This is a genomic window from Haliscomenobacter sp., assembly GCF_041740695.1.
Classification (GTDB): domain Bacteria; phylum Bacteroidota; class Bacteroidia; order Chitinophagales; family Saprospiraceae; genus Haliscomenobacter.
The window spans coordinates 1-23,665 of the sequence record NZ_JBGSLK010000105.1; the positions used below are offsets into that span (position 1 = coordinate 1).

General features: G+C 47.1%; 14 protein-coding genes and 1 pseudogene. 11 read left to right on the top strand and 4 right to left on the bottom strand.

Going from position 1 to position 23,665, the window contains the following annotated elements; all coding sequences use genetic code 11:
• A partial coding sequence (locus tag ACEW9O_RS20665) for a hypothetical protein (protein ID WP_373552100.1) occupies positions 1-186 on the bottom strand: 186 nt, incomplete at its 3' end.
• 250 nt (positions 187-436) lie between these two features.
• Here ACEW9O_RS20665 and ACEW9O_RS20670 point away from each other — a divergent pair.
• Both ACEW9O_RS20670 and ACEW9O_RS20675 read left to right on the top strand, forming a co-directional pair.
• Entirely contained in the window at positions 437-2,146 is a 1,710-nt protein-coding gene (locus ACEW9O_RS20670; protein ID WP_373552101.1) for an ATP-binding protein, read from the top strand.
• 54 nt (positions 2,147-2,200) lie between these two features.
• Positions 2,201-2,887, top strand: coding sequence for a response regulator (locus ACEW9O_RS20675; protein WP_373552102.1), 687 nt, complete (start codon positions 2,201-2,203; stop codon positions 2,885-2,887).
• Here ACEW9O_RS20675 and ACEW9O_RS20680 read toward each other — a convergent pair.
• A complete protein-coding gene (locus ACEW9O_RS20680) occupies positions 2,884-3,870 on the bottom strand; it encodes a hypothetical protein (protein WP_373552103.1) in 987 nt (328 codons plus the stop codon). The genes ACEW9O_RS20675 and ACEW9O_RS20680 overlap by 4 nt on opposite strands.
• 588 nt (positions 3,871-4,458) lie before the next feature.
• Positions 4,459-4,674 carry a hypothetical protein gene (locus ACEW9O_RS20685; RefSeq protein WP_373552104.1) on the bottom strand — a complete coding sequence of 72 codons (216 nt, stop codon included), beginning with the start codon at positions 4,672-4,674 and terminating at the stop codon, positions 4,459-4,461.
• A gap of 120 nt (positions 4,675-4,794) precedes the next feature.
• Here ACEW9O_RS20685 and ACEW9O_RS20690 point away from each other — a divergent pair, with 120 nt between their 5' ends.
• The 8 genes from ACEW9O_RS20690 (at position 4,795) to typA (ending at position 21,747) form a co-directional block, all read left to right on the top strand.
• On the top strand, positions 4,795-5,667 hold the full coding sequence (locus tag ACEW9O_RS20690) for a hydroxymethylglutaryl-CoA lyase (RefSeq protein WP_373552105.1): 873 nt from the start codon (positions 4,795-4,797) through the stop codon (positions 5,665-5,667).
• Between the two features lie 84 nt (positions 5,668-5,751).
• Positions 5,752-9,336, top strand: coding sequence for an OmpA family protein (locus tag ACEW9O_RS20695; RefSeq protein WP_373552106.1), 3,585 nt, complete (start codon positions 5,752-5,754; stop codon positions 9,334-9,336).
• 365 nt (positions 9,337-9,701) lie between these two features.
• Positions 9,702-11,342, top strand: coding sequence for a sodium/sugar symporter (locus ACEW9O_RS20700; protein WP_373552107.1), 1,641 nt, complete (start codon positions 9,702-9,704; stop codon positions 11,340-11,342).
• Between the two features lie 241 nt (positions 11,343-11,583).
• The gene (locus ACEW9O_RS20705; protein WP_373552108.1) at positions 11,584-17,058 is read left to right on the top strand and encodes a proprotein convertase P-domain-containing protein; all 5,475 of its coding nucleotides are present in this window, start codon (positions 11,584-11,586) and stop codon (positions 17,056-17,058) included.
• A 2-nt stretch (positions 17,059-17,060) separates the two neighbouring features.
• Entirely contained in the window at positions 17,061-17,708 is a 648-nt protein-coding gene (locus ACEW9O_RS20710) for a WbqC family protein (protein WP_373552109.1), read from the top strand.
• Positions 17,709-17,732: 24 nt separating this feature from the next.
• Complete coding sequence (locus ACEW9O_RS20715; protein WP_373552110.1) at positions 17,733-18,830, top strand: VIT1/CCC1 transporter family protein; 1,098 nt, start codon at positions 17,733-17,735, stop codon at positions 18,828-18,830.
• A gap of 547 nt (positions 18,831-19,377) precedes the next feature.
• Positions 19,378-19,653, top strand: coding sequence for a hypothetical protein (locus ACEW9O_RS20720; protein ID WP_373552111.1), 276 nt, complete (start codon positions 19,378-19,380; stop codon positions 19,651-19,653).
• Between the two features lie 273 nt (positions 19,654-19,926).
• Positions 19,927-21,747, top strand: coding sequence for a translational GTPase TypA (gene typA, locus ACEW9O_RS20725; protein WP_373552112.1), 1,821 nt, complete (start codon positions 19,927-19,929; stop codon positions 21,745-21,747).
• A gap of 567 nt (positions 21,748-22,314) precedes the next feature.
• Here typA and ACEW9O_RS20730 read toward each other — a convergent pair.
• Entirely contained in the window at positions 22,315-22,758 is a 444-nt protein-coding gene (locus ACEW9O_RS20730; RefSeq protein WP_373552113.1) for an ABC transporter permease, read from the bottom strand.
• A gap of 676 nt (positions 22,759-23,434) precedes the next feature.
• Here ACEW9O_RS20730 and ACEW9O_RS20735 point away from each other — a divergent pair.
• Positions 23,435-23,620: pseudogene (locus ACEW9O_RS20735) on the top strand (VOC family protein); the annotation flags it as partial.
• Positions 23,621-23,665: the final 45 nt, after the last annotated feature.

Here is a 23,665-nt window from a genome sequence, read left to right on the forward strand (position 1 = left end):
ATCGAGGGTGCTGAAACCTATGCCCGAATTCAAGGCTTCATTAGTACCTGTCGTAAGCATCAACTCAATGTTTTCAATGAACTTCGTGCTGCTTGCAGCACCCAAATATATGTCGCGCCCTTCGGGCGCTAAATAGTTACATCCTGAATTGATTAAGGCCCATTTTATTCCAATGAATTTCAGCATAGAACACCTAGAAGTGATCAATGCTCAAGAGATATTAATCGCTGGTCAACAAGGGCTTTATTTATTTGACAGCCAAAAGATTAGTCAACAGTTTATACTAAATGAATACGTTACGGGTTTATACACAGATAAGCATTTGAAGTTGATATGGGTGCTCACCGATCAAAAAATTTACCATTACCATCCCCAGTCAAAAAAACTAACCTTATATCTAAAACCGCTTGAACCCACATTGGGTCTGTATCGAAGCATGAACAATACTTACTGGATTTCAGGCTTATCCGATACCAAACAATTGAACCTTACAAAAAAACAAAAAGAGCCCTTGGGCGACCAGCTCGATTCTCTTTTGGGCGTGTACAACATTTGGGAAGACAGCATTCATCAACGGATGTATTTACATGAAAATGCTAGCACTTATCACATTTATAAAAACCGGAAAAAAGAAAAATCTTTCTCCTTGAATGGTAGAGTTGGCGGGCAAGTCATTCCACGAGGTAGCAACAAAGTTTGGATTGTGAGCGACATTGGAATTACACTCATTGACCGTAAACAATTGACCATCGAAAATTTTATACCCCCAGCAGATTGGCCTTCTAGCTCCCTGACAGGTATCGCTCAAGATAAGCGGGGAATCATTTGGATCAGTGCCAATACCCAGTTGTTGAGTTTTAGTTCCTCCGGCAAACCATTGCGTATTTTTTCTCAAAAAGAGGGGTTTTTCTCCGCGCCATTCCAATCTGGAACGCTTCGCCCCTTGGATGAAAACAACTACATCATTGGTGGTCGTTTTGGTCTGACCCAATTCAATACCGAAGATTTAGAAAAAAATCTTCCGCTGCCCAACATTAGCTTAACCCGATTGCTGGTACAAGGGCGCCCCTATCATGCCTTGTTTCCGACCGATACTTCGATTCTGGAAAAAAACTTTTTTAAATTGAAATACAATCAAAACTCTTTAGCCTTGCGCTTAGTGGCGATTGATTTTAGTATGCCTGCAAATGTAAAAATCCAGTATTACCTGGAAGGTCAGGAAAAAGTGACTGAAGCAGCAACCCGCAATCAGTTTAGCGAAATACGTTATAGCAAGCTGGCTCCAGGCGAATATCGTTTGATGGCCAGAGCAGCAAATGCACATGGTGATTGGAGCCCTTGGGAGCAAAAATTCAAGTTAGAAATTACTCCGCCCTTTTGGATGCGCTGGTGGTTTATCGTATTGGTCTCTATTCTATGCATTTTTATGCTGTTTGGCCTGGTACAATTGTATTACCGCGCCCAACTACGCGAGGCCCGGATTCGCAACGAAGAGCAGGAACGTATCCTGCGCGATATCCACGACCTCACCAGTGGGAAAGTGGTTTTTTTCCAGGATTTCCAAACTTTTGCCGAACAGGAAATTCCCCATCCTGAAGCCAAAACTAAGGCCTTGGGCATTGCCGAACAAGCCTTGCAATTGTTCAAACGGATCTCTGCCGCCGTACGCAATAGTACCGAATCAGACAGTACGCTGGTGGAGTTTCTACACCAGCTTATTGCCGAAAGCAGAAAAAATGTAGGAACAAAGTTGGGCTTTTCTGCCAAGCTTGACTCCAGCATTCCTTACGCTTGGGTAGCAGGGAAATACAAAAATCAGCTGCGCTTGGTAGTACAAGAGGCTTTGGGAAACATCCTCAAACACGCTCAGGCAAGCAACGTTCTAATCCAGATTGGGGTTGAAGGAGGCAAATTGAATATTGTCATTCAGGATGATGGCAAAGGGATGTCCGAAGCGCAAATTGCGCAAATCAAACCCACAGTAAGTATCCAGGAATCGGGGAATGGCTTGGGGAACATGTTGCACAGGGTAAACAATATTGGTGGTGAAATCAAGTGGGCAAACAAACAAGGTACCTGCGTGATCATTTCCATTTTTTTGCAAAAAATACGGCCAAGGCGCAAAATTTTTCCCAACTTTATATAGTTCTCTTTGTTGTAAAATACTGTTAAGCGTTTGGGAACTTGGAAAGTTGAAGACATGGAAAAAATTCACGTAGCCATCGTGGAAGATCTGGATGATTTTCGCGTGAGGTACAGTCGTCTGATTAATGCTACACAATCTTTTGTCTGTTTGCCAGAACATCAATTTTCCTGTTGTGAAGATTCTACCAACACCCTTCTCTCTGATCCACGCATTAAAGTAGTCATTCAAGATATTGGCATGCCAAAGGGTCATATTAATGGCATTGCCAGCATGCAACAAATCAAACACAAGCGTCCCGATTTGCTTTTCATGATTGCGACCGTGTATGTGGACGACCTGTATTTGTTCGAAGCCCTTTGTGCTGGTGCCGATAGTTACCTGTTAAAAACGGATCCAGACGCAGTATTTATGCACCATTTACAAGAGTTGGCATTGGAAAATGGTCGGCCCTTCAGTGGGGCTTTGATGCGCCGGATTTTAGATGTTTTCCGCAGTCAGGAGTCTGATCCAAACAAAATTAAACCTAGTCCAATTCAAACAAAGATACTGGATACCATTTTAGAAGGCGAAATCAATGACTTGCCTTACTCCAATGAAGAATTGGCTGAAAAATTGAAACGAGACATCAAAGACGTCACTCGTGAAGTCAGGGCAATTTACAAAATGCTCCACGTCAACAACCGCAAGGAAATGATTCGCAAGTACCAAACCTTGAAGGTTCGTTTTTTTGGTTTCAACTAAATTTGGTTTGGAAACAAGCGCTGCATTGGAATTTTTTGGTCAAAAGGGTGATCCAAAAAATAAGTCCTTGTATGTAGGTTGAACTCTTGGTTGTATTGGCTGATCAGGCGCTGAACATCCTCGTTCAATAGCTCCAAATCCAGGTAATCCGCTTTTTTTCTTTTCAATTCAGGCACAATATATTGCTGCAAGTATTGACCCCATTTTTGGCTAAAGCCGTTTGTTTTAATACCTCCCACGGTAGTACGCAGGTATTTCACTCCACTTGAGTTGCGCAAAAAAGAGCTAAATGGATGGCTACCATAACTAAAAAATTCAGGGTCGTCACTTGTTTCTACCTGCCTTATGACAATCCCGTTTTCTTCATAAAAAGGGAAAATGGTTTCTTTCAAAAATTCAGCACAAAGGTATTTATCTGCGGTATAGGTCACCATAGCCTGTACATAGCCCGAATAGGCATCCATTCCAAAGTAGAGATACACTTTACCCAACCAGGGCAATTGGCCTAAAAAACTAGAAAATACTGTGAGTAAATCCCCGGGAGCCTGGATGTTGCGGTACAACTCTAAAAGTGCCGGGTTGTGTTTACCAACAAATTCTATTTGTTCTGAATTGAGGAAATATCCGGGGGTTTCAAGTATTTTTTTTTCCAAAGCTTTGAACCGTGCTGTTGCAGATCCCAATTCGTGGAGCTTGAGTATCTTTTGCACACTTACCGATGAGACCCTGATCCCTTCTTCCATCAATTTGTAGCTGATCCCGTGGCATCCGAAAGGATACAATAGCGCCAAATCCAAGATCTTGGCAACTGCTTCTTCACCCATTTTTAGTGGCTCGTAAGGTTTAGATGTAGCTGGTTCTGGATTTTTGAGCAATTTATAATACTGACTGCGGCTAATGCCCAGAGCTTGACAGGCAGCGCGCACATTTTTACTCGCCCTAATGATATCCAGATGATTTATTCCTTTTTTATTTTTTTGCATAAAAAAAAGTGTCTACAAATTTAGTTAACTCTACTGATAATTTCAATCGCCGCAAAAAAAAAAAAGCTTTCATATTTGCATCATGGATTCGTGACAGGCATTTTTTTCCTTCAACTTTCCTACAAACGCCTATTCCCAAGACCAGCGCATAACGCTTATCTACTTGAATCACAATCACGAAAAAACAATTGAACACTGTAGTGCGACTTGCACTAATTTTCGTGAAGTTCCCTCTTTTTTTTACTCCTCCTCCCTCATCTTTTAGCACGCTAATTTTAGTTTTGAGGGAGGGGTTTTTTAACTTATGTCGATTGCAAGATAGTGTAAAATACTTTTTTTTGCAATGTATTTTCCCTTGTAAGCATGCATATAATCCCTTGTTTTTAAACTATAGAACACTGTACTACTTTTTTGGCCCTGAGTGAACTACTTTTTCCAGGTTAATTTTACACTAAGCATTTTTTCCCTAAACCACTCAGGAAATGATCACAAAAGTCCCCCTCAAATTGGGTATAATTGGCGTCAGATCTTCATCAAATTGATCTGACGCCTACATGCTCTCCCCTCGTCAATTCCAATCTGCTACCTTTATTCTCCTTTAAAATCACTTTTGGCAATGTAAACCAGCAAAAAGCCTATCGCGACCATTAATGTTCGTGCGATAAAGCCAAAAAAATGCCCTGGTGCGTCCAACCAGGTCAGGAATGAAAAGCGCAGGCCCACAAAACTGAGTGCCAAGGCACCAATTCCTAAAGTTACCAGGATAAAGCCAACCAAGCTGAGCCATTCGGCGTTCTTTTTCATAATGCAAAGTATTTTCAGTTATACCACCCTAACAATCATCTGGTGTTGTGGTTGAGCAAAATTAAGGGCTTTGCTGGTATTTCACAGAAATCACTACTTTTATCGCGCTAACACTGCTACATGAGTCTATCAAACAAGCCATTGAAAATCATCGAGTGCCCCCGCGATGCCATGCAGGGTTTAAAAGATTTTATTCCAACGGAAGTTAAAGCAAACTACATCAACCTCTTGCTCAAGGCGGGTTTCGACACCCTTGATTTTGGCAGTTTTGTATCGCCCAAAGCCATTCCTCAAATGCGCGATACTGCTGAAGTGCTGGGTAAGTTGGACTTAACTGGCAATCCAACCAAATTGCTCGCCATAGTCGCCAACAGCCGTGGGGCCGAAGACGCTGCTGCCTTTGCGGAGATTGATTATTTAGGCTACCCCTTTTCGATTTCCGAAACATTCCAGTTGCGCAATACCAATGCCACCATCCAGGAGTCGCTGGAGCGGGTCAAGCAGATTCAAGACATTTGTGTACATTTCAACAAACAATTGGTGCTCTATATTTCGATGGGCTTTGGCAATCCCTATGGCGATCCCTGGAATGCCGAAATTGTCAAAACCTGGGTGGATCAATTGCAAGCGCTTGACATCAATATTTTTCAGCTTTCCGATACCATCGGCGTGGCTACCCCTCAAAGTATTCGGTACATTTTTTCAGAATTGATTACTGCCTATCCCGAGCTGGAGTTTGGTGCCCATTTTCATACGGTCCCACAACTTTGGTACGAAAAGATTGAAGCGGCGTATCAAAGTGGTTGTCGCCGCTATGATGGTGCCGTCAAGGGTTACGGAGGCTGCCCAATGGCCAAAGACGATTTAACCGGAAACATGCCCACTGAAAATATGATCAACTATTTTCATGAGGTCGCTGAACCTACTGGCATCAATCTGGAAATTTTACTCCGTGCCTTGGCCAAGGCTCAGGAAGTGTTCCCAGCGCATTAAGTCACCCGTTCTAAACACTTTTTTGTACATTTTTTGCGTTATTGCCGCAAATTTTCTGTTCAACCAGTTCCACGAAGCATGCTGATGAGACCTACTTTAGTCCGTTTTTTCTTTCTGTTGTTTGGTTTTTCTGGCCTTTTTGCCCAAAACGACCCCATGCAGGTGATCCGTTGCCTGGCCATCGAACCCGACCAAAGCATTCGCAATATTTTTGTAGATGAATCCAATCAAAAATGGGTCGGCAACGGCAGCGATGTATACCAGGTAAAAGCCCTGGATTTAGCCACCAAATTGCCCTTAAAAGCCGGGGAGCAATCCCTTCTGGCACTAGCTGGAGGCAATGCCGATGTGCGTTGGAATGTAGATCAATTGCAAAGTCTGCTCAAAATCAAACTCAATGCCACTACCCAACTGAGCACCGGCTACTACGATGCCCAAAAAGACTTGCTGATCCTGGGCACCAATGGCAGTGGTTTTTTTGAGCTCAAGACCAAACCCAGCTTACAATTGCTCAATGCTTATACTACTGCCAATTCAAAATTGCGCTCCAACCACATTACCTTGATTTATGCCGATAGCTACAACAAGGTTTGGGTGGGTACCGATCAGGGTTTGCTCCAAGGCAGTGCCGGGAAATGGGAGCTTGTCAACAAATATTTCAACGTCAATGGTCTACAAACCTATTTACCCTTTACCTACGTGCTCTCCGATGGCCAGCTTTGGCGCTGGGATGGCAAAGGGGATTGGGAGGATTACGGTTTTGACGAACGGATGATCGAAGGTAGCATCGAAGCTTTTGCCCTCGATGTCCAAGGCCGATTTTGGATCGCCTCCGAAATTCTGGCCCGCTACGACCCAGAAAGTGACAAATTCCAAACCTATGGTCCCGCGGATTATTACACCAGTCAATTCCCCTCAGTTATAACCCTCGACAAAGAAGGTGCCATCTGGGTTGGTACCGATGACAAAGGAGTCTATCTGGTGGAAAAAGCCAGCGCCATGACCCTCAACCTCATCACTGGCATCGTAGCCGGTTGTGATCCCAAAGGGATGACCGTCAAAGCCAAAATCACGGGTGGCAAAGCACCATTTACCTACCAATGGAGCAATGGTCAAAATGCTGAAACCGCCAAAGACCTAGGCCCTGGGGAATACGCCGTAACCGTAACCGATGCCGCTGGTTTGAGCAAAAACAGCCGGGCGATATTACCCGACCCCCGCATCACCCTGAAAGTAAGCCAACAAAGTGAAGAATCCGGAGCCAATGCCAAAGACGGCGTGGCAGCAGCCATTGCCACTGGAGGCAGCCCTTCCTATTCCTACCTCTGGGACAATGGGGAAACCAGCAACATTGCTACAAAATTAACGGAAGGTGCCCATAGTGTAGTAGTTAAAGATAAACTGGGCTGTTCAGCAGAAGGCAAAGTAAACATTACCCAAAAAACGGCTGCCTTACGCGTGCTGATCGCTGAAAAACAAAAACTCAATTGCAACGGGGATAAAAATGCCGCTGTTGCGCTGACCGTCTCCGGCGGTAAAGCCCCTTTTCAATACCAATGGAGTAGCCCTGGCCTCAGTGGTGAAACACCCAATGAGCTTGCTGCAGGGGATTATCAGGTCACCGTAACTGATGCCACCGGGCAAAAAACTACTGGCACAATTAAAATTGAACAACCTGCCGCATTGAGTCTCAACCTGCGTGTACAAACGCCCGCCAGCACAAACAATGCTGATGGCAAGGCCCAGGCCCAGGTTAGTGGGGGTACCGCACCCTATTCCTACTCCTGGGACAATGGTGAAAACACCACCCTGGCCAGCAAATTGGCACCCGGTCAGCACAATGTAACCATCACCGACAGCAAAGGTTGCCGCACTCAGGGCAGCATCGAAATTTCCGAAAATGTATTGGCACTCAATGCGAGTTTGCGTGAAACCAAAAAACTGGATTGTGCTGGTGCCAAAGACGCTGCACTACAAGTAGAGGTCAGCGGAGGCAAAGCACCATTCACTTATGCCTGGAGCATCGCTGGCAATAGCAATACCCAAGCTAGTGGTCTTGCTGCTGGTGATTACAGTGTGACAGTGAGCGACGCCACTGGAAAAAATGTGACCGCCACTGCAAAAATTGAACAACCCGCCCCTTTGCAGGTACAGGTCAATGTAACTGCACCAGCTAGCACCAACAATGCCGACGGCAAAGCTACGGCTCAGGTGAGTGGCGGAACTGCGGCCTACACCTACCGTTGGGACAATGGCGAAACCCTGCCTAGCGCCAGCAAATTGGCACCCGGCAAACGCAGCGTGACCATTACCGACGCCAAAGGTTGTAAGGCCGAAGCTGGCACCGAGATTTCTGAAAACATCCTGGCTCTGGACGTAAAGCTGTCCGCACAAACCTCCATCAATTGTAATGGTGCCAAAGAAGGAGCACTACAAGCAAATGTGACGGGAGGAAAAGGGCCGTATACCTACTCTTGGAGCGCCAATGGATTGAGTGGCAACCAGGTCAAAGGGCTCGCTGCAGGTGATTACAGCGTAAGTGTAAGTGATGCCACTGGCAAAATGGCCAGCACCACCTTCAAACTGGAACAACCCAACCCAATTCAGGTTAAAATCAACGTACTTGCGCCAGCTACCACCAACAATGCCGATGGCAAAGCCACGGCTCAAGCCAGTGGTGGTACCGGAGCGTTCAGCTACAAATGGAACAATGGTGAAACACTGCCCAGTGCTACAAAATTGTCACCTGGAACTCATACCCTTAGCGTAACTGACGCCAAAGGTTGCACGGCAACGGCCAATGTTGACATCACTGAAAATATTCTGCCGCTGGTAGTCGAACTGGAAGAAAAATCGACGATCTCCTGTTTTGGTGCCAAATCGGGTGCCATTCTGGCCAAAGTACAAGGTGGGAAAAGCCCCTACCGTTTCCAATGGAGTGATCCCAACACCAGGGATGAAGCGGCCATCGGCCTGGCTGCCGGAAATTATACGCTAACCGTGACCGATGCTACCGGTGCCCAAAAAACAGCCCAGCTCAGCCTCAGCCAGCCCGAAGCGATGAGCCTTAGCTTGAGCAAAAAGTACGGTGTAACTGCCGAAACGCTGAAAGATGGTTTGGCGACCGTACAAGTAAAAGGGGGCACTGGCCCGCTCAAATACACCTGGAGTACTGGCGAAACCCTACCTACTGCCCAACAATTGGGCCTGGGCAAAAATGCAGTAACCGTAACTGACGCAAAGGGTTGTACCGCTATATTGGCCGTTGACATCAACAAAAAGAACATTCCTGAACTCACCGCTGGCCGCATCCGCAATGGCCAAGCCATCCGGGTGGAGCAACTCCAGTTCGACATCGATAGCATCAACATCAAAACTTCTTTCATTCCCATCCTGGACGAAGTTTTTGAGTTTTTAACCGATAATCCCGGCATCACCGTTGAAGTAGGTGGCCACACCAATGGTTTGTGCCAAGACGAGTTTTGTGTGAAATTATCTACAGCCCGTGCCAAATCCGTTGCCGAATACCTGATCAACAAAGGCATCGATGCCAAACGGGTCTTATTCAAAGGCTATGGCCGTACCCTCCCCATTGCCACCAACTCTACCCCCGAAGGCCGCCAAAAAAACCAAAGGGTAGAAATCAAAATTGTCCGCATGAATGGATAAAATAGGGTGTGGGTGTGAGCGTGTGAGGGTGTGGGTGTGAGCGTGTGAAGGTGTGGGTGTGTTGGGGCAACCCTTGGTGGTTGCCCAATGTCGAGCCAGGTGGCTGCCTAATGTCAAAAAATGCGGTAACGCTAGGTTCAGCCAACCCACGGATTTATCCGTGGGAGGCCACCCCACCGCCCCAACCCACGAATTTATTCGTGGGAAAAAACGTGGGGAAATCCGCGCTAAGCCTCTCCTTACCCAATTTTTTTTCCACATCCTTTGTCCCTGTGCAATTTTTCCCTATGTTCAGCCTGAGAAACCAAATAATAATTTAGAGATACTAAATAGCATCTCTAATAACCCTTCAACTCAGCTGGCTTATGAGCGGACAATTGGACACCAAAGACATCATCGTCTTTCTCATTTATTTCATCCTAGTCTCCGGTTATGGCTATTGGATTTACCGTCGTAAGAAGAGCGCCACTGCCGATACCAAAGACTTTTTCCTCGCCGAAGGCACCCTCACCTGGTGGGCCATTGGCGCTTCCCTGATTGCTTCCAATATCTCCGCTGAACAATTCATCGGCATGTCGGGCTCAGGTTTTGCGATGGGTTTGGCCATTGCCTCCTACGAATGGATGGCCGCAGCGACCCTGATTGTTGTCGCTGTATTTTTATTGCCCATCTATTTGCGCAACAAAATTTATACCATGCCCCAATTTTTGGCCCAACGCTATAGCCCCTTGGTGGCTACGGTGATGGCCGTGTTTTGGCTGGTAGTCTACGTTTTTGTCAACCTTACCTCCATTTTGCACCTTGGTGCATTGGCCGTGAGTACCATTTCGGGCATCGGTTACGAAGTCTGCATCATGGGGTTGACCATTTTTGCGGTGTTGATCACCCTGGGTGGGATGAAAGTGATTGGGTACACCGATGTCATTCAGGTGCTCGTGTTGATTTTGGGTGGTTTGGCGACAACCTACCTTGCGCTCGATCTCGTGGCTCAACAATATGGTGGAAGCGGTGCCTTGAAAGGTTTGGGATTATTAGGAGAGCATGCTGGAAGTCATTTCCACATGATTTTAAACCCTGGCCAAATGATGATGCCGGATGGTGAAGGTGGGCAAAAAGATGCCTACCAAGACTTGCCGGGGATCGCAGTACTCTTTGGGGCCATGTGGATTGCCAACCTCAGCTACTGGGGAATGAACCAATACATTACCCAACGGGCGCTGGGAGCCGATTTAAAAACCGCCCGGGCTGGACTCTTGTTTGCTGCTTTCCTCAAGCTGCTGATGCCCATTATTGTGGTATTGCCCGGTATTGCTGCTTTCTTGTTGTTCCAACAGGGCGAGTTCCAAACCGAAATCACCGAAAATGGGTTTGTCAAACCGGACAAAGCGTATCCTGTGTTGATCAACTTGCTGCCTACTGGGTTAAAGGGACTTTCCTTCGCAGCCCTTACCGCTGCCATTGTAGCCTCCTTAGCAGGAAAGGCTAATAGTATTTCGACCATTTTCACCCTGGATTTGTACAAAAAATACTTCAACCGCGAAGCCAGTGAAGCCAATCAGGTTCGCGTAGGGCGCATTGTTATAGTCATTGCCTTGATCATTGGGGCAGTAGTAGCGCCAGTATTGCGCAACTTTGGCCAGGCCTTCCAGTTTATCCAAAACTTCACGGGTTTGATTTCTCCGGGAATTACCGCGATTTTCCTATTGGGCTTTTTCTGGAAGAAAACTACCGCCACTGCTGCACTTGTGGGTGCCATCGTTACCATACCTGCGGGCATCGCCCTGGAACAGTTGATGTCCAATTTACCTTTCATGCACCGCATGGGTTGGGTATTTGTGATTGTAGTCGTTCTGATGGTACTGACCAGTTTGTTGGATAAAAAAGGCCGCGACAATGTCCGGGCCATTGAAATAGATACTTCCGACTTCAAAACCGCACCGGGTTTTACAATTGGGATGGTGGTTATTGCAATTATCCTCGGCGTATTGTACTCCGTATTCTGGTAGTGATCACTTGAGGTGCTTCACACAAATGGTCAGCAACGAAATTTAATTTCATTGCTGACCATTTGTATTAGTCCCGACCATTTTAATTTAACGTCCGTTCTCAAATAAATTTAAACACGTAGATTTCATCCTTTTCTTTACATTTGTGCACCCGGTATTTGCGTTATCAAGATTCAGGTTTTTGCTTCAGCGCTACTATGGGGCAAAAAAAACTCACGTAATTCCGAAAACAAATACACCCATGGTGAGAACGTTACGCATCCTGGTGTTTCTACCGGTGCTGTGCTTTTCTACAGCTATTTTTGCCCAATATATCCCCTTGGCCGATACGACCATCCGCGCTTGTGGCGGTTTTTTGACCGATTCCGGTGAGCGCAATTTCAATTACCGCGCCAACGAGAATTTGGTGATGACCATTTATCCCGACCCAAGTCAAGGTGCGCGGGTACGCCTCAATTTTCCAGCCATCAATCTAGGTCGAGGGGATCGCCTGTGTTTTTATGATGGCAAAGACACCCTGGCGCCATTGTTGCAGTGTATTGACTTTTCACGCGGCAATCTGCCTTTTTACGTCCAATCTTCGGCGGTCAATCCCGATTCTTGTATTACCCTTGCTTTTCGTTCGGATGGCCAACTCGAAGCGGCTGGTTGGGTAGCCTCCATTGAGTGTATTCAGGTTTGTCAAAATTTTGAAGGTGCTGTGTTGTTTTCCGACCCTGCCCCATTGCCCCAGGATACCAATAGCATCAACCTATGCCCCGGCGACGATTTGTTTTTGCGGGGACGTGGCTTTTATCCCCAAAACAACACCCTTTACGAGCAACATGATAGCACTTCGGTTTTTTCCTGGGATTTTGGCAATGGCGATGTACGGACTGGAAGAAACGTAGACTATACCTACCTGGAACCCGGTGGCTATACGGTGCGCTTAAGGGTGGCCGACACCCGTGGCTGTCCAAGTACCAATGTGGTGGAGAAAAAAATCCGGGTTGCGCCCAGGCCCCGTTTCAGTGCAGATGCCAGTTTATTGCCAGAAATATGTGCTGGGGATACCTTGCGCATCCTGGCCGGAGGCCCAAATACCCCCGGCGCTGCAGTTACGGTGACGCCACAAAGCAGCAGCTTCCAAACTGAATTGGTCAAAGGGGACAACCAATTCATCCCAGATAACGATGGCCGAAAACTGGAGTCGACACTGGTAGTCGACGGTTTTTTTGTAGGCCAAAACATCACCGAAGTAGACAACCTGCAAGGCATTTGTATCAATCTTGAGCACTCCCAAATGCGGGACTTAAACATTGTTTTACGTTGCCCTAGCGGCCAAACTGTCACTTTACAAAACTTCAATGGACCGGGCGGAAATGCCGTTGAACTCGGCCAGTCAAACCCGAATGACGATGCTGCCCCACGTCCCGGGCGAGGTTATGAATACTGTTGGAAAACGCCAGTGTCCAACAACAACTGGAGCGACTATGTCGATACCTTTAATCTGGACAGTTTACCCATTGGCGAATACCGCCCTTTTCAATCGCTGAATCAACTGTTGGGTTGTCCGCTGAATGGCGACTGGACCCTGGAAGTAGAAGACCTCAACACGGGTGAAAACGGCTACATCTTTGCCTGGAGCCTGGATTTTCAAACCGCCATTTTTCCAAAAATTGAAACCTTTAGACCCGGCATCGCCGATTTAACCTGGCGTTTTCATCCGACCATTTTGTTTCAGGATGAAAACAGCGCTTCGGTTTCTCCTTCCGATGGCGGCACAGCTTCTTACCGTTTAATTGCTCAGGATTCTTTCCTTTGTACTTTTGATACCACCATCACGCTGCGGGTAAAACCTAAAAATGATCCATCTTGCGGCACTTGTTTATTGACTTTTGCTCCACTGTCAGACACCACGATCTGTTTGGGCGATAGCCTGGCGATGTCTTTTGTACCCAACGAACGTTTGAATGAAGTGCTGGTATACACTTCATTTCCACAATACAGCTTCGGCTTTTTGCAACATCCTCCTGGTTCGCCCTATGGATCGATTATTCCGGTGAGCAAAGTAGCCCAAAGCACCTTGACTGACCCGCGCAATCAAATTGAGTCGGTTTGTATCGATCTGAATTCAGACTGGGATTCCGACCTCGACATCTTTTTGCGCGCCCCCAGCGGCGAGTTATTGGAATTGAGTACGGGCAACGGTGGATCTGCCGAAGACTATGTTTCCACCTGTTTTACCCCCCGCGCCAGCGATCCCATTAATTCAGGTACCGCACCATTTACCGGTGACTGGCTGCCCGAAGGCAGTTGGAACGACTTGCGTGGAGCACAAATAGAAGGTAACTGGACTTTATTGATTACCGATGCGTTTGGCACCCAAGCTCAGGAAATCAATGAACTACTAAGCTGGTCGATCCGTTTCCGTTCGGTGGATACGCTGACCTATCAATGGTCTCCTCCAACAGGCTTGTCTTGTAGCGATTGTGCCAATCCAAGTGCCCTTTTCACCACAGATACACCGATCCGCGTGCAGGTACAAAGCCGCTACGGCTGTACTTTTGAGGATGAATTCCAGGTTACGGTGCGCGACACTTTTCCGGCCCCACAAGTTAGTTGTGCTCAGGTTGGGGCACGCAGCATTCGTTTTTCCTGGTTGCCCACCGCCGCTGGTCAGTACAGCATCCGGTTTTCAATCAATGGTCGGGATTCCATTTTGCCCATTGCCATCAGCGATACTTTTTTCCGCGTCAATAATTTGATGCCCAATGATGAAGTGCGGATTGCCGTGCAGGGTTTTAGTCCCGATTCCAGCGATGTTTGCAGCTCTGGGATAGGCGTAGCCGTTTGTAGCATCCAACCTTGCGCCATCAACGCGACGATACTCAGCACCAAGAACATCTCTTGTGTAACTGCCAGCGATGGGGCTTTTGAAGTGCAAGTGAATGGCGGAGTGGGAACGGTGCAATACGACCTGAGCGGCCCGATTGGCTTGATTCAACCCTACCGCAATGATCGATTGGATTTTGGTGATTATCAATTGATAGTTTTCGACGATGCCTTGTGCAGCGATACATTAGCTTTTAGCATTGGTCAAAACGACTCACTTAACCTGACCCTTAGCCCTGATCGCAGCCTCAGTTGTGCCGGGGATCAAAATCTCAACATTGCCTCCAGTATCACGGGAGGTACCGCCCCCTTCCGCTACACCTGGAACAATGGCAGTCCCAGTTCAATTTTGAGCAATGTTGGGGTAGGTCGTTATGTCCTTAGTGTGTCGGACGCCAATGGTTGTAGGGGAACCCGCGCGATTGTCATCGACGAACCCGCGGCACTCATGCTGGCCATGATTCCAGAAAATGTGTCTTGTTTTGGGGCAAATGATGGCAGTCTCATTGCTACGGGTATGGGTGGCACGGGGAACCTGAGCTACCTTTGGAGTGATGGCAACGTTCAAAACAACCGCAATAACCTCCGTGCAGGCAATTACTGCGTGACGGTTACCGATGCCAATGGTTGTAGCATGATCGATTGCCGCAACATCACTGCTCCAGCAGAACTCAAAATCGATTCCATCCGTTTGCGCCAGCCCACTTGTTCCGACCGCAGGGATGGACAAGCGACTGTTCTAGCCTCAGGGGGCACCGGAGTTTTGGATTACCAATGGAATGACCCTCAAGGACAAATCAGTCGGACAGCCAATTCGCTGGCACCGGGCCAATATCAAGTGATGGTTAGTGATTCCAACAATTGCATGGTAAACCAAAACATCAGCATCGTCGCTCCAACGGCTCTTGCACTCCAGATCAATGCCCAATCGGTAAAATGTAGAGGTGGCAACGATGGCCAGGCCAGCATCCGCGTCAATGGCGGAACCAAACCTTACCGTTACTCCTGGGAAACCGCTAACCAGAACGATACCACAGCGAGCATGTTGAGTGCAGGTTCGTACGGCATCACCATCACCGATGCGAACAATTGTACTACCGAAGGCCGCGCCATCGTCAATGAACCCGCCAATGGGCTTTCCTTAAGTTTGGAACAAGTGCAACAAGGTTGTTTTGGGGCCAAACAAAATCACGCCCGGGCCCTTCCTACTGGTGGATCAGGAGCACCCTACACTTACCAATGGAGCAATGGCAGCAGCACCCAGGAAGTAAGCGCCCTGGACTCTCTAAACTATAGATTGACCGTAACCGACGCGACAGGTTGCACACAAACCAGTTCCATCAAATTGCAAGACCTACTCGCCATGGAACCCAATACCATCATTTCCCAACCCTCCTGTTTTGGGGGCTCAAATGGGGCCATTGGCATCAACTTAATCATTGGCCGGCCCAACGCCGACCTCAACCAATATCGTTTCCGCTGGAACAATGGGGAAACCACCCCCATCATCCGGGGTTTACGTGGTGATGAAACCTACACGGTCACCATCACCGATCCGCAAGGCTGTATGGCTTCTACCACCCGCACGGTACGCCAGCCAAAGGCGATCACGTTTGATATAGCCTCCGATACCCTGACTTGTAATGGGGCAGCTACTGCCTCGGCTACCATTCGCAACATCGTGGCCGACACCCGCAATTTCACCTTCGCATGGGACGCTAGGGCGGGTAACCAAACAACCCAACAGGCGACCAACCTACGCGCTGGGATTTATTCGGTCACGGTTACCGATGAGTTTGGTTGTTTTGGCATCGGGGCCGTACAAGTGCAGGAGCCCACTTCAGTGCAAGTATTGGTGCAAGCCTTTGGCCCATTGTGCAATGGTGACACCACTGGTCGAGCCGCCATCAGTGCTTCAGGTGGGAACCCGGGCTATAGCTATCGCTGGAGCAACGGGGCCAGTACCGCTTTCGTCAGCAATGTAGCGGGTGGCTTGTATCGGGTGACAGTAACCGACCGCAAGGGTTGTTCCAGCGTCAACAATGTGAACATTCCTGTGCCAAATGCGATCAAGCTCAACACCAAAACCCAAGACCCTACTTGTAATGGCGACCTGGATGGCTCGATAGTGACCAATCCAAGTGGAGGCAAAGCGCCTTATTTGTTGAGCATCAACCGCGGTGCCTACCGCCCCACCCTCAGTGCAATTGGGTTAAAGGCCGGGAATTACGATGTGTACATCAAGGACGCCAATGGTTGCATCACCGTGGAATCTGCCCAAATCGTGGATCGCCCCGCTTTTGCGCTCGATTTGGCCCAAACCAGTTTCACCATCCAGTTGGGAGACACCTTGCAACTGAAGGGAGAAGCCATCAACAACCAGGGCAACGTGAGCTACACCTGGATCGAACCCTACCCGGGCACACTCAGTTGTACCACTTGCGCCTCCCCTACTGTACGCACCCAAAACGGTATTGAATACAAATTGGCTGCAAAAGACGAAAAAGGCTGTATTGACGATGTCATTGTCAAAATTTTTGTCCGCAAACAACGGATTGTACTGGTGCCAACGGGTTTTTCACCCAATGGCGACAACAACAACGATCTGCTGCTTGTACACGGCCAAAATGGCGTCAAAATCAAAACCTTCCAGGTCTACGACCGCTGGGGAGAAGCGGTGTACACCCGTGAAAACTTCGACATCAACGACAGTACTACGGGTTGGGATGGCAAATACCGCGAGCAGGCCCTCACCCCGGGAATTTACCTCTGGTTTCTGGAAGCGGTGTATCCCGATGGGTTTAGCGAAATCCGCCGGGGGCAAACGACTTTATTGCGCTAATCATGAATAGCCCACATACCGTATTGTTGAGCACCCAGTTTTGTCCACCGGTGCAGTACTTTGCCAAAATTTTACAGTACGAAACCGTTTGGGTGGAGCATCGGGAAAATTACCAAAAAGGCAGCTACCGCAACCGTTGTCACATTGCCTCAGCCAATGGTTTGTTGCGTTTGTCCATTCCGTTGGTGAAGGGAAAAAACCATCAAACGCCCATTTGGGAAGTGCGGATTGATTATAAAACCAGTTGGCCGGCCAAACAATGGGAGGCCATTACTTATGCTTATGGCAGTGCACCCTATTTTGAAGAATACGCCGCCTATCTGGCCCCACTGCTGAACGGAGACAAACGTTTTGAATACTTGTGTGAATACAATGCTGCCCTATTGAAGGTCTTCCTCAAATTGCTCAACCTGCGCAAAACCATTCACTACACTGAGGATTACCATTTTAGCGCGCCCGAAGGTGTGCTCGATTTGCGCCAAATCATCTCGCCTAAACTAGAATTGTCCAGCGATCCACATTTTTTTTCCGAATCCTACCCTCAGGTTTTCAATTATAAATATCCGTTCATGGAAAATTTGAGTATATTGGATTTGCTTTTTTGCACTGGCCCACAAGCATTGTTGGTGCTGCAAAAAAATTCCCGATAAACCACCCGTGCAAACCCTACGCACATGTCAATGAAAAGTATCCAAACCGAAGTGGATGCCAGTTTTCTTTATCAAAAGCTCGCTGAGCATGAAGAAGACCCAGCCATCGCCGAGGTATTTACCCAAATGAGTGCCATTGAAAAAGGGCATGCCCTGGCTTTTTTACAAGCCAAAAATTTACCTGAAACTGCCCTCCCCGCCCCTTCCGGGCGAGCGAAAACCTTGAATTCCATCGGACGTATCTTTGGGTATGACTATGTCCTCGGCGTTTTGATGGATACCGAAAAAAGCATCTCCAACGCTATTTTGGTAGCCAAACAAAAAACCAATATTCCGATAAGTGGGGCAGAAACCAATCACGTCAAAATATTGCGCAACATCCTGAATGGTGATACCAAGGTAGGCAGCAAAGCCATTACCAAATTTGAAAGCCGGCACCGTTCTGTTGGCGGTAATGCTTTGCGCGCGGCAGTGTTAGGCGGCAATGATGGTTTGGTGTCCAACTTTAGTCTGGTGATGGGCGTAGCCGGCGCTAGCGATGGCGAAAGTGGGGTTTTGGTAGCGGGTTTGGCCGGTTTGCTAGCCGGGGCCTTGTCCATGGCTTTGGGAGAATGGATTTCCGTAAAAAGTTCACAGGAGTTGTACGAAAACCAAATCCAAATCGAATTAGAGGAGCTGGAAACCAATCCTGAAGGTGAGCAGCAGGAATTGTCGCTAATTTATCAAGCCAAAGGCATCAATAAAATCGAGGCTGATCGTATGGCGGCTGAGATCATGAAAGATACAGCCAAAGCCCATCAGGTCTTGATCGAAGAAGAGTTGGGCATCAATCCTGAAGAGCTCAAGGGTTCGGCTATTGAAGCAGCTTTGTACTCTTTTGTTTTGTTTGCCATCGGGGCCATTATTCCGGTATTCCCTTTTTTATTCACGAGTGGATTCAAAGCCATATTGTACAGCTCCGTCTTGAGTGCCTTGGGTTTATTTGGCATCGGAGCGGCCATTACTTTGTTTACTGGAAAAAGTGTGTGGTATTCCGGTTTTCGGCAAGTATTTTTTGGGCTGATCGCGGCTGCGATTACTTATGGCATTGGAAAAGTTATCGGCGTTTCACTGGCTGGATAGACAGTTAAAGCAGGTAATTACGCCAAATTACCTGCTTTAACCTTATTTTATTTTTTCCCTTCGTCCCACCTTTCCTACACTTCAACCTAAATTTTATTCATTTCGGCGAGTACAATAGGGGTAGATGCATCCTTATGCATCTATACTACGTCTTTGATGGCAAATCGGTTATGTGAAAGAACATGCCGAATTTCGACCAACCAATTGCACATAAACAGTAGTCTTAATAGACAAAAAAAGCCAGCTATTGGAACTTTCTCCTCGTAAAACACACTAAGAGAAAGAAAAAGCAGCAAAACAAAATCCGAAAGTGGATTAGCTCCGTATTTAATTTCAACAATCGATCTTGTTTAACGTTTAGAAGAAAACCTTTAAACAAAAATCGAAACGCACTGAAAAATTGCTTAAAGGAAGTGTTAATGTTTTAAAAAAACCTTAACAGTACTTTAAAACTTCATTAAGCAACATCCACCCAATAAAATCTGTTTTATTGGAAAGCTTTTGAGAGAAAAATTTTGTTCAAAACCCATTTACATATCCAAACGTCATGAACATCCGAAAAATCAAATTGGCCCTTACAGTAGGGCTCTTAAACCAGGAGGCGGGAAATGTCGTCCACGACATTCAAGCGATGATGAGCGACTTACGCGAGGAAGTAGGTGCTTACGTCGGTGCTAAAGTGGTTAAGATGGCTAAACTGAACCCAACCCACGTACAACAAACTTACGCTTTACAATATGAGCGCTGTACCTTGAAAGTTGACCTGATTTCCAATCCGGCCACCAACTTACAAGTTGTCCGTAACTTTTCCTTGGCATCTTAATCCCGTGGTCCTTTTTTAATTTTGTTTGTTTCATTCAAACCAGCAAAATGAAAACTTCTAAAAATTAAGCGGAATCGCGCGTCATGCCCGGTTCCGCAATTTTTTTTTATGCATTATCCTGCCTTTATTTAACAATCCCACCATTTCTTTTCAAATAATTAACATCTTTTTTGTGCATAGTCTTGGAATTATGCCTACTTTTGCGCCTTGTTTGAGTAAAGGGGGGTGACGCAATCGCATTTTTGCCGTCAAATTCCCGACGAAAAAATTCTTATGGAACTGCGTAACATTGCTATTATCGCCCACGTAGACCACGGCAAAACGACCCTGGTTGACAAAATGATTGCCCTCGGCAAATTGTTCAAAGACCACGAACGACCTGGCGAATTGATCATGGACAGCAACGATTTGGAGCGGGAACGTGGCATCACGATCCTGGCCAAAAACGTGTCCATCCGCTACAAAAACTACAAAATTAACATCATTGACACCCCTGGTCACTCCGATTTTGGTGGAGAGGTTGAGCGGGTACTCAATATGGCTGATGGCGTACTCCTGTTGGTAGATGCTTTTGAAGGTCCAATGCCACAAACTCGGTTTGTGTTGCAAAAGGCCCTGGAAATGGGCAAAAAACCAATTGTAGTCGTTAATAAGGTAGACAAAGAAAACTGTAAGCCCGACGACGTGCACGAAGCCGTTTTCGACCTGATGGTAAACCTGGACGCTACCGAAGAGCAATTGGACTTCCCTACCCTCTTTGGTTCCGGTAAAGGTGGCTGGTTTAGCCCTGACTGGAAAGAAAAGACCGACAGCATCGTACCGCTATTGGATTCGATCGTAGAGCACATTCCTGCGCCACATGTAACCGAAGGCAACACCCAATTGCTGATTACTTCACTGGATTATTCCAGTTTCATTGGTCGGATTGCCATTGGTCGTCTCAATCGTGGCACTATCAAAGATGGCCAGTTTGTAAACCTCTGCAAAAAAGATGGTTCTTTCGTTAAGAGCCGAGTACGTGGTTTGTACGTCTTCGAAGGTTTCGAAAAAATGAAAGCTGAAGAAGTTACTGCTGGCGAAATTTGTGCGCTGGTAGGCATCGAAGGTTTTGAAATTGGGGATACCATCGCCGATATCGATGCCCCAGAAGCATTGCCACCCATCACCATCGACGAGCCTACGATGAGTATGTTGTTCACCATCAACGACTCTCCGTTCTTTGGTCAGGAAGGTAAGTTTGTAACTTCTCGCCACATCAAGGAGCGTTTAGAGAAGGAACTGGAAAAAAACCTGGCCCTGCGCTTGATGAATACGGATTCCGCTGATTCCTGGCGGGTATTTGGCCGGGGTGTATTGCACCTTGCAGTACTCATCGAAACCATGCGTCGCGAAGGTTACGAACTACAAATTGGTCAGCCACAGGTAATCATGAAGCGCATCGACGGTCAACTCCACGAACCAGTGGAAGACATGACCATCGACTTACCTGAAAACGTATCGGGCAAGGCGATCGAAATGGTGACCCGCCGCAAAGGCATGATGACTTCTATGGAACCCAAAGGCGATCGCATGATCCTGCGCTTTGAAATTCCATCTCGGGGTATCATTGGTTTGCGCAGCCAAATGTTGACTCAAACTGCTGGCGAAGCGGTAATGACCCACCGCCTTTTGAGCTTCCAGCCACACCGTGGTGACATCCCTGGACGTACCAATGGATCGCTGATCAGCAAAGATCCAGGAAAATCAATCCCCTACTCCATCAACAACTTGCAAGATCGTGGTACCTTCTTCATTGGTACCAACGAAGACATCTACGAAGGCCAGGTTGTAGGCGAAAATAGCCGTCCTGGTGACATGCTCATCAACTTGACGGTGACCAAAAAATTGACCAACGTACGGGCTTCTGGCTCCGATGATAAAATCCGCTTGATTCCACCTCGCCGCTTCACACTTGAAGAGGCATTGGAATACATCCAGGAGGACGAATACGTAGAAGTAACGCCTGCCAACATCCGCTTGCGTAAAATCTACCTGAAAGAGCACGAACGCAAACGCTCCTCGAATAAGCAGACGGTTGAGTTGGTGGAGGAATAGTTTTCCTCTTTTGGGTAAGTGATAAAAAGGCTTTCAGCAAGTTGCTGGAGGCCTTTTTGTGTTTTGGGCTAAGGTGTCTCTTTGGTGCCTGAGGTTTCTAAGGTGGTGAAAGAGTATCGCAGGCTTATTTTTCACCACCTTAGAAACCTAAGACACGAAGGTACACCTAAGGAGATAGCCTGAATTTTTTTACAAAAAATAGTCAAGCGGGAACTTAATCTCCATAGCCCCGGTTAACACCTACAATTCAACATTTGAAGGTCAAAAACCTGTCCACATGACACGCTTATCTTTCATCACCGCAGTACTCCGACGCCAGGCTTCTCCGGCAGCGCGACCGATCCGAGATCGGGAGGGTGCTGGGGTTCGAGAGCGTGGGTAATTTTTCTTGATCAATCTCTGCGGATAATATCACACGAAATATCCCACGGCTAAAGCCATGGGCTGAGTTAGGGATGTGGCCTCCCATGGATAAATCCATGGGTTGGCGTTCACTCGGCGGGAATGGAAGGCAAATGCCCACACACCCGCACCCAAACTTTCACACTCACACTTTCTCGTCTATCCTCAAGTTGCGGTATGATAAGGAAATCTCCTAAGCACTACATTTTCAAAGAAAAGATAGGTTACTGGCAGGGCAATGAGCGCTGATATCGACAACAGCGTTAAAAAACCCCGACTGAGCAAGAATACCAGGTTGCCAGAGCTTGCCCCCATCACCTTGCGGATGCCGATCTCTTTAAGTCTGGTCTCCGTGGTGAATACCACCATTCCAAACAATCCCATCGAGGCGATAGAAATGGCAAGGAATGCAAGGAATCCAATGATCTTGATCATGGCCGAAAATTCGCTGTATGCCGCTTCTATTTCTTCCTCATAAAATTTAGCGTCAAATGGATGGATCCGGTCGACCTTCTTCCAGGTGGACTCAATCTTGCCTACGGCAGCCAGCAGGTCAGTGCTTTGTATTTTGGCATTGATGATAGTCCTGTCTTCGGGTGTCCAGGGCATGAATGCTGTCGGCCCAATGAGGTTATCGACCAAAAAACCCTACGGTGACCGAAAAGACGATAAAGGCTCCGACCATAGCCGGAGTGAGATCGAGCTTCACCGTGCGCTGCAGCTCTGGTGCGATGTTGATCAACTGAGGCCGCAATAAGAGAAATAGGAAGAAGGAAAGAAAACGAGCCGCCAGCGAAACGTGTTAGTAAACCAAGGATCGTCATCTTCATCAAAAATGATGTATCGCTTCATTTTACTAAATGATCTATAGGATTCTTCCCATTCCTCTTCAGACATAGCATAATGGTCCCTAGGGTTCGCACCTTTAGGAACTCTTAAAAAACGAAGATATTCAGCGTATGGACTTGACCTTTTTCTCCAACTCTTTTACTTTCTGCTCTGCTATTTTTCCAATTATTTATACATAAAGCCCGAGTTTGGGGAAAAGGAACCTCATTTTTCCCCTAGAAGCATGTGGCAACATTTTTTACTATATGTCTAAAAATCAAATGAAAAACTCAAATCTCCTTAAGGCTTTTCTACTCTTTTTTTTGGCTTCCTGGTTACATTCCTGTGAAGCGATTGCCGAAATTTTCACAGCAGGTATGGGCTTCGGAATTTTTATTGCAATAGCCGTACTCGTAGGAATCATTGTTTTGGTTATGCGAATGCGCAAAAGATAAAACGGGCCATGGCACTGACCATTGAGATAGAGGACGTCGACCAATTGTACCAGGACCTGAGAAAGAAGGGTGTCGAGATCAAAATTGAGTTGCGGGATGAACCTTGGGGTGATCGGCACTTCGCGATCCAGGATCCGAATGGCATCAACATCGACTTGGTGAAATACCAAGCGCCGGTTGGGAAATAATTTGAGACTTCGCCTCTTTTGCTGAAAGCGACAACAATAGGAGAA

What these genes read in the sequence shown, in the direction of transcription:
- ACEW9O_RS20715 (WP_373552110.1), top strand. Translation starts at nt 17,733, where the DNA reads ATGTCAATGAAAAGTATCCAAACCGAAGTGGATGCCAGTTTTCTTTAT.
- typA (WP_373552112.1), top strand. Translation starts at nt 19,927, where the DNA reads ATGGAACTGCGTAACATTGCTATTATCGCCCACGTAGACCACGGCAAA.
- ACEW9O_RS20700 (WP_373552107.1), top strand. Translation starts at nt 9,702, where the DNA reads ATGAGCGGACAATTGGACACCAAAGACATCATCGTCTTTCTCATTTAT.
- ACEW9O_RS20730 (WP_373552113.1), bottom strand. Translation starts at nt 22,758, where the DNA reads ATGCCCTGGACACCCGAAGACAGGACTATCATCAATGCCAAAATACAA.
- ACEW9O_RS20720 (WP_373552111.1), top strand. Translation starts at nt 19,378, where the DNA reads ATGAACATCCGAAAAATCAAATTGGCCCTTACAGTAGGGCTCTTAAAC.
- ACEW9O_RS20685 (WP_373552104.1), bottom strand. Translation starts at nt 4,674, where the DNA reads ATGAAAAAGAACGCCGAATGGCTCAGCTTGGTTGGCTTTATCCTGGTA.
- ACEW9O_RS20670 (WP_373552101.1), top strand. Translation starts at nt 437, where the DNA reads ATGAACAATACTTACTGGATTTCAGGCTTATCCGATACCAAACAATTG.
- ACEW9O_RS20690 (WP_373552105.1), top strand. Translation starts at nt 4,795, where the DNA reads ATGAGTCTATCAAACAAGCCATTGAAAATCATCGAGTGCCCCCGCGAT.
- ACEW9O_RS20710 (WP_373552109.1), top strand. Translation starts at nt 17,061, where the DNA reads ATGAATAGCCCACATACCGTATTGTTGAGCACCCAGTTTTGTCCACCG.
- ACEW9O_RS20705 (WP_373552108.1), top strand. Translation starts at nt 11,584, where the DNA reads ATGGTGAGAACGTTACGCATCCTGGTGTTTCTACCGGTGCTGTGCTTT.
- ACEW9O_RS20675 (WP_373552102.1), top strand. Translation starts at nt 2,201, where the DNA reads ATGGAAAAAATTCACGTAGCCATCGTGGAAGATCTGGATGATTTTCGC.
- ACEW9O_RS20680 (WP_373552103.1), bottom strand. Translation starts at nt 3,870, where the DNA reads ATGCAAAAAAATAAAAAAGGAATAAATCATCTGGATATCATTAGGGCG.
- ACEW9O_RS20695 (WP_373552106.1), top strand. Translation starts at nt 5,752, where the DNA reads ATGAGACCTACTTTAGTCCGTTTTTTCTTTCTGTTGTTTGGTTTTTCT.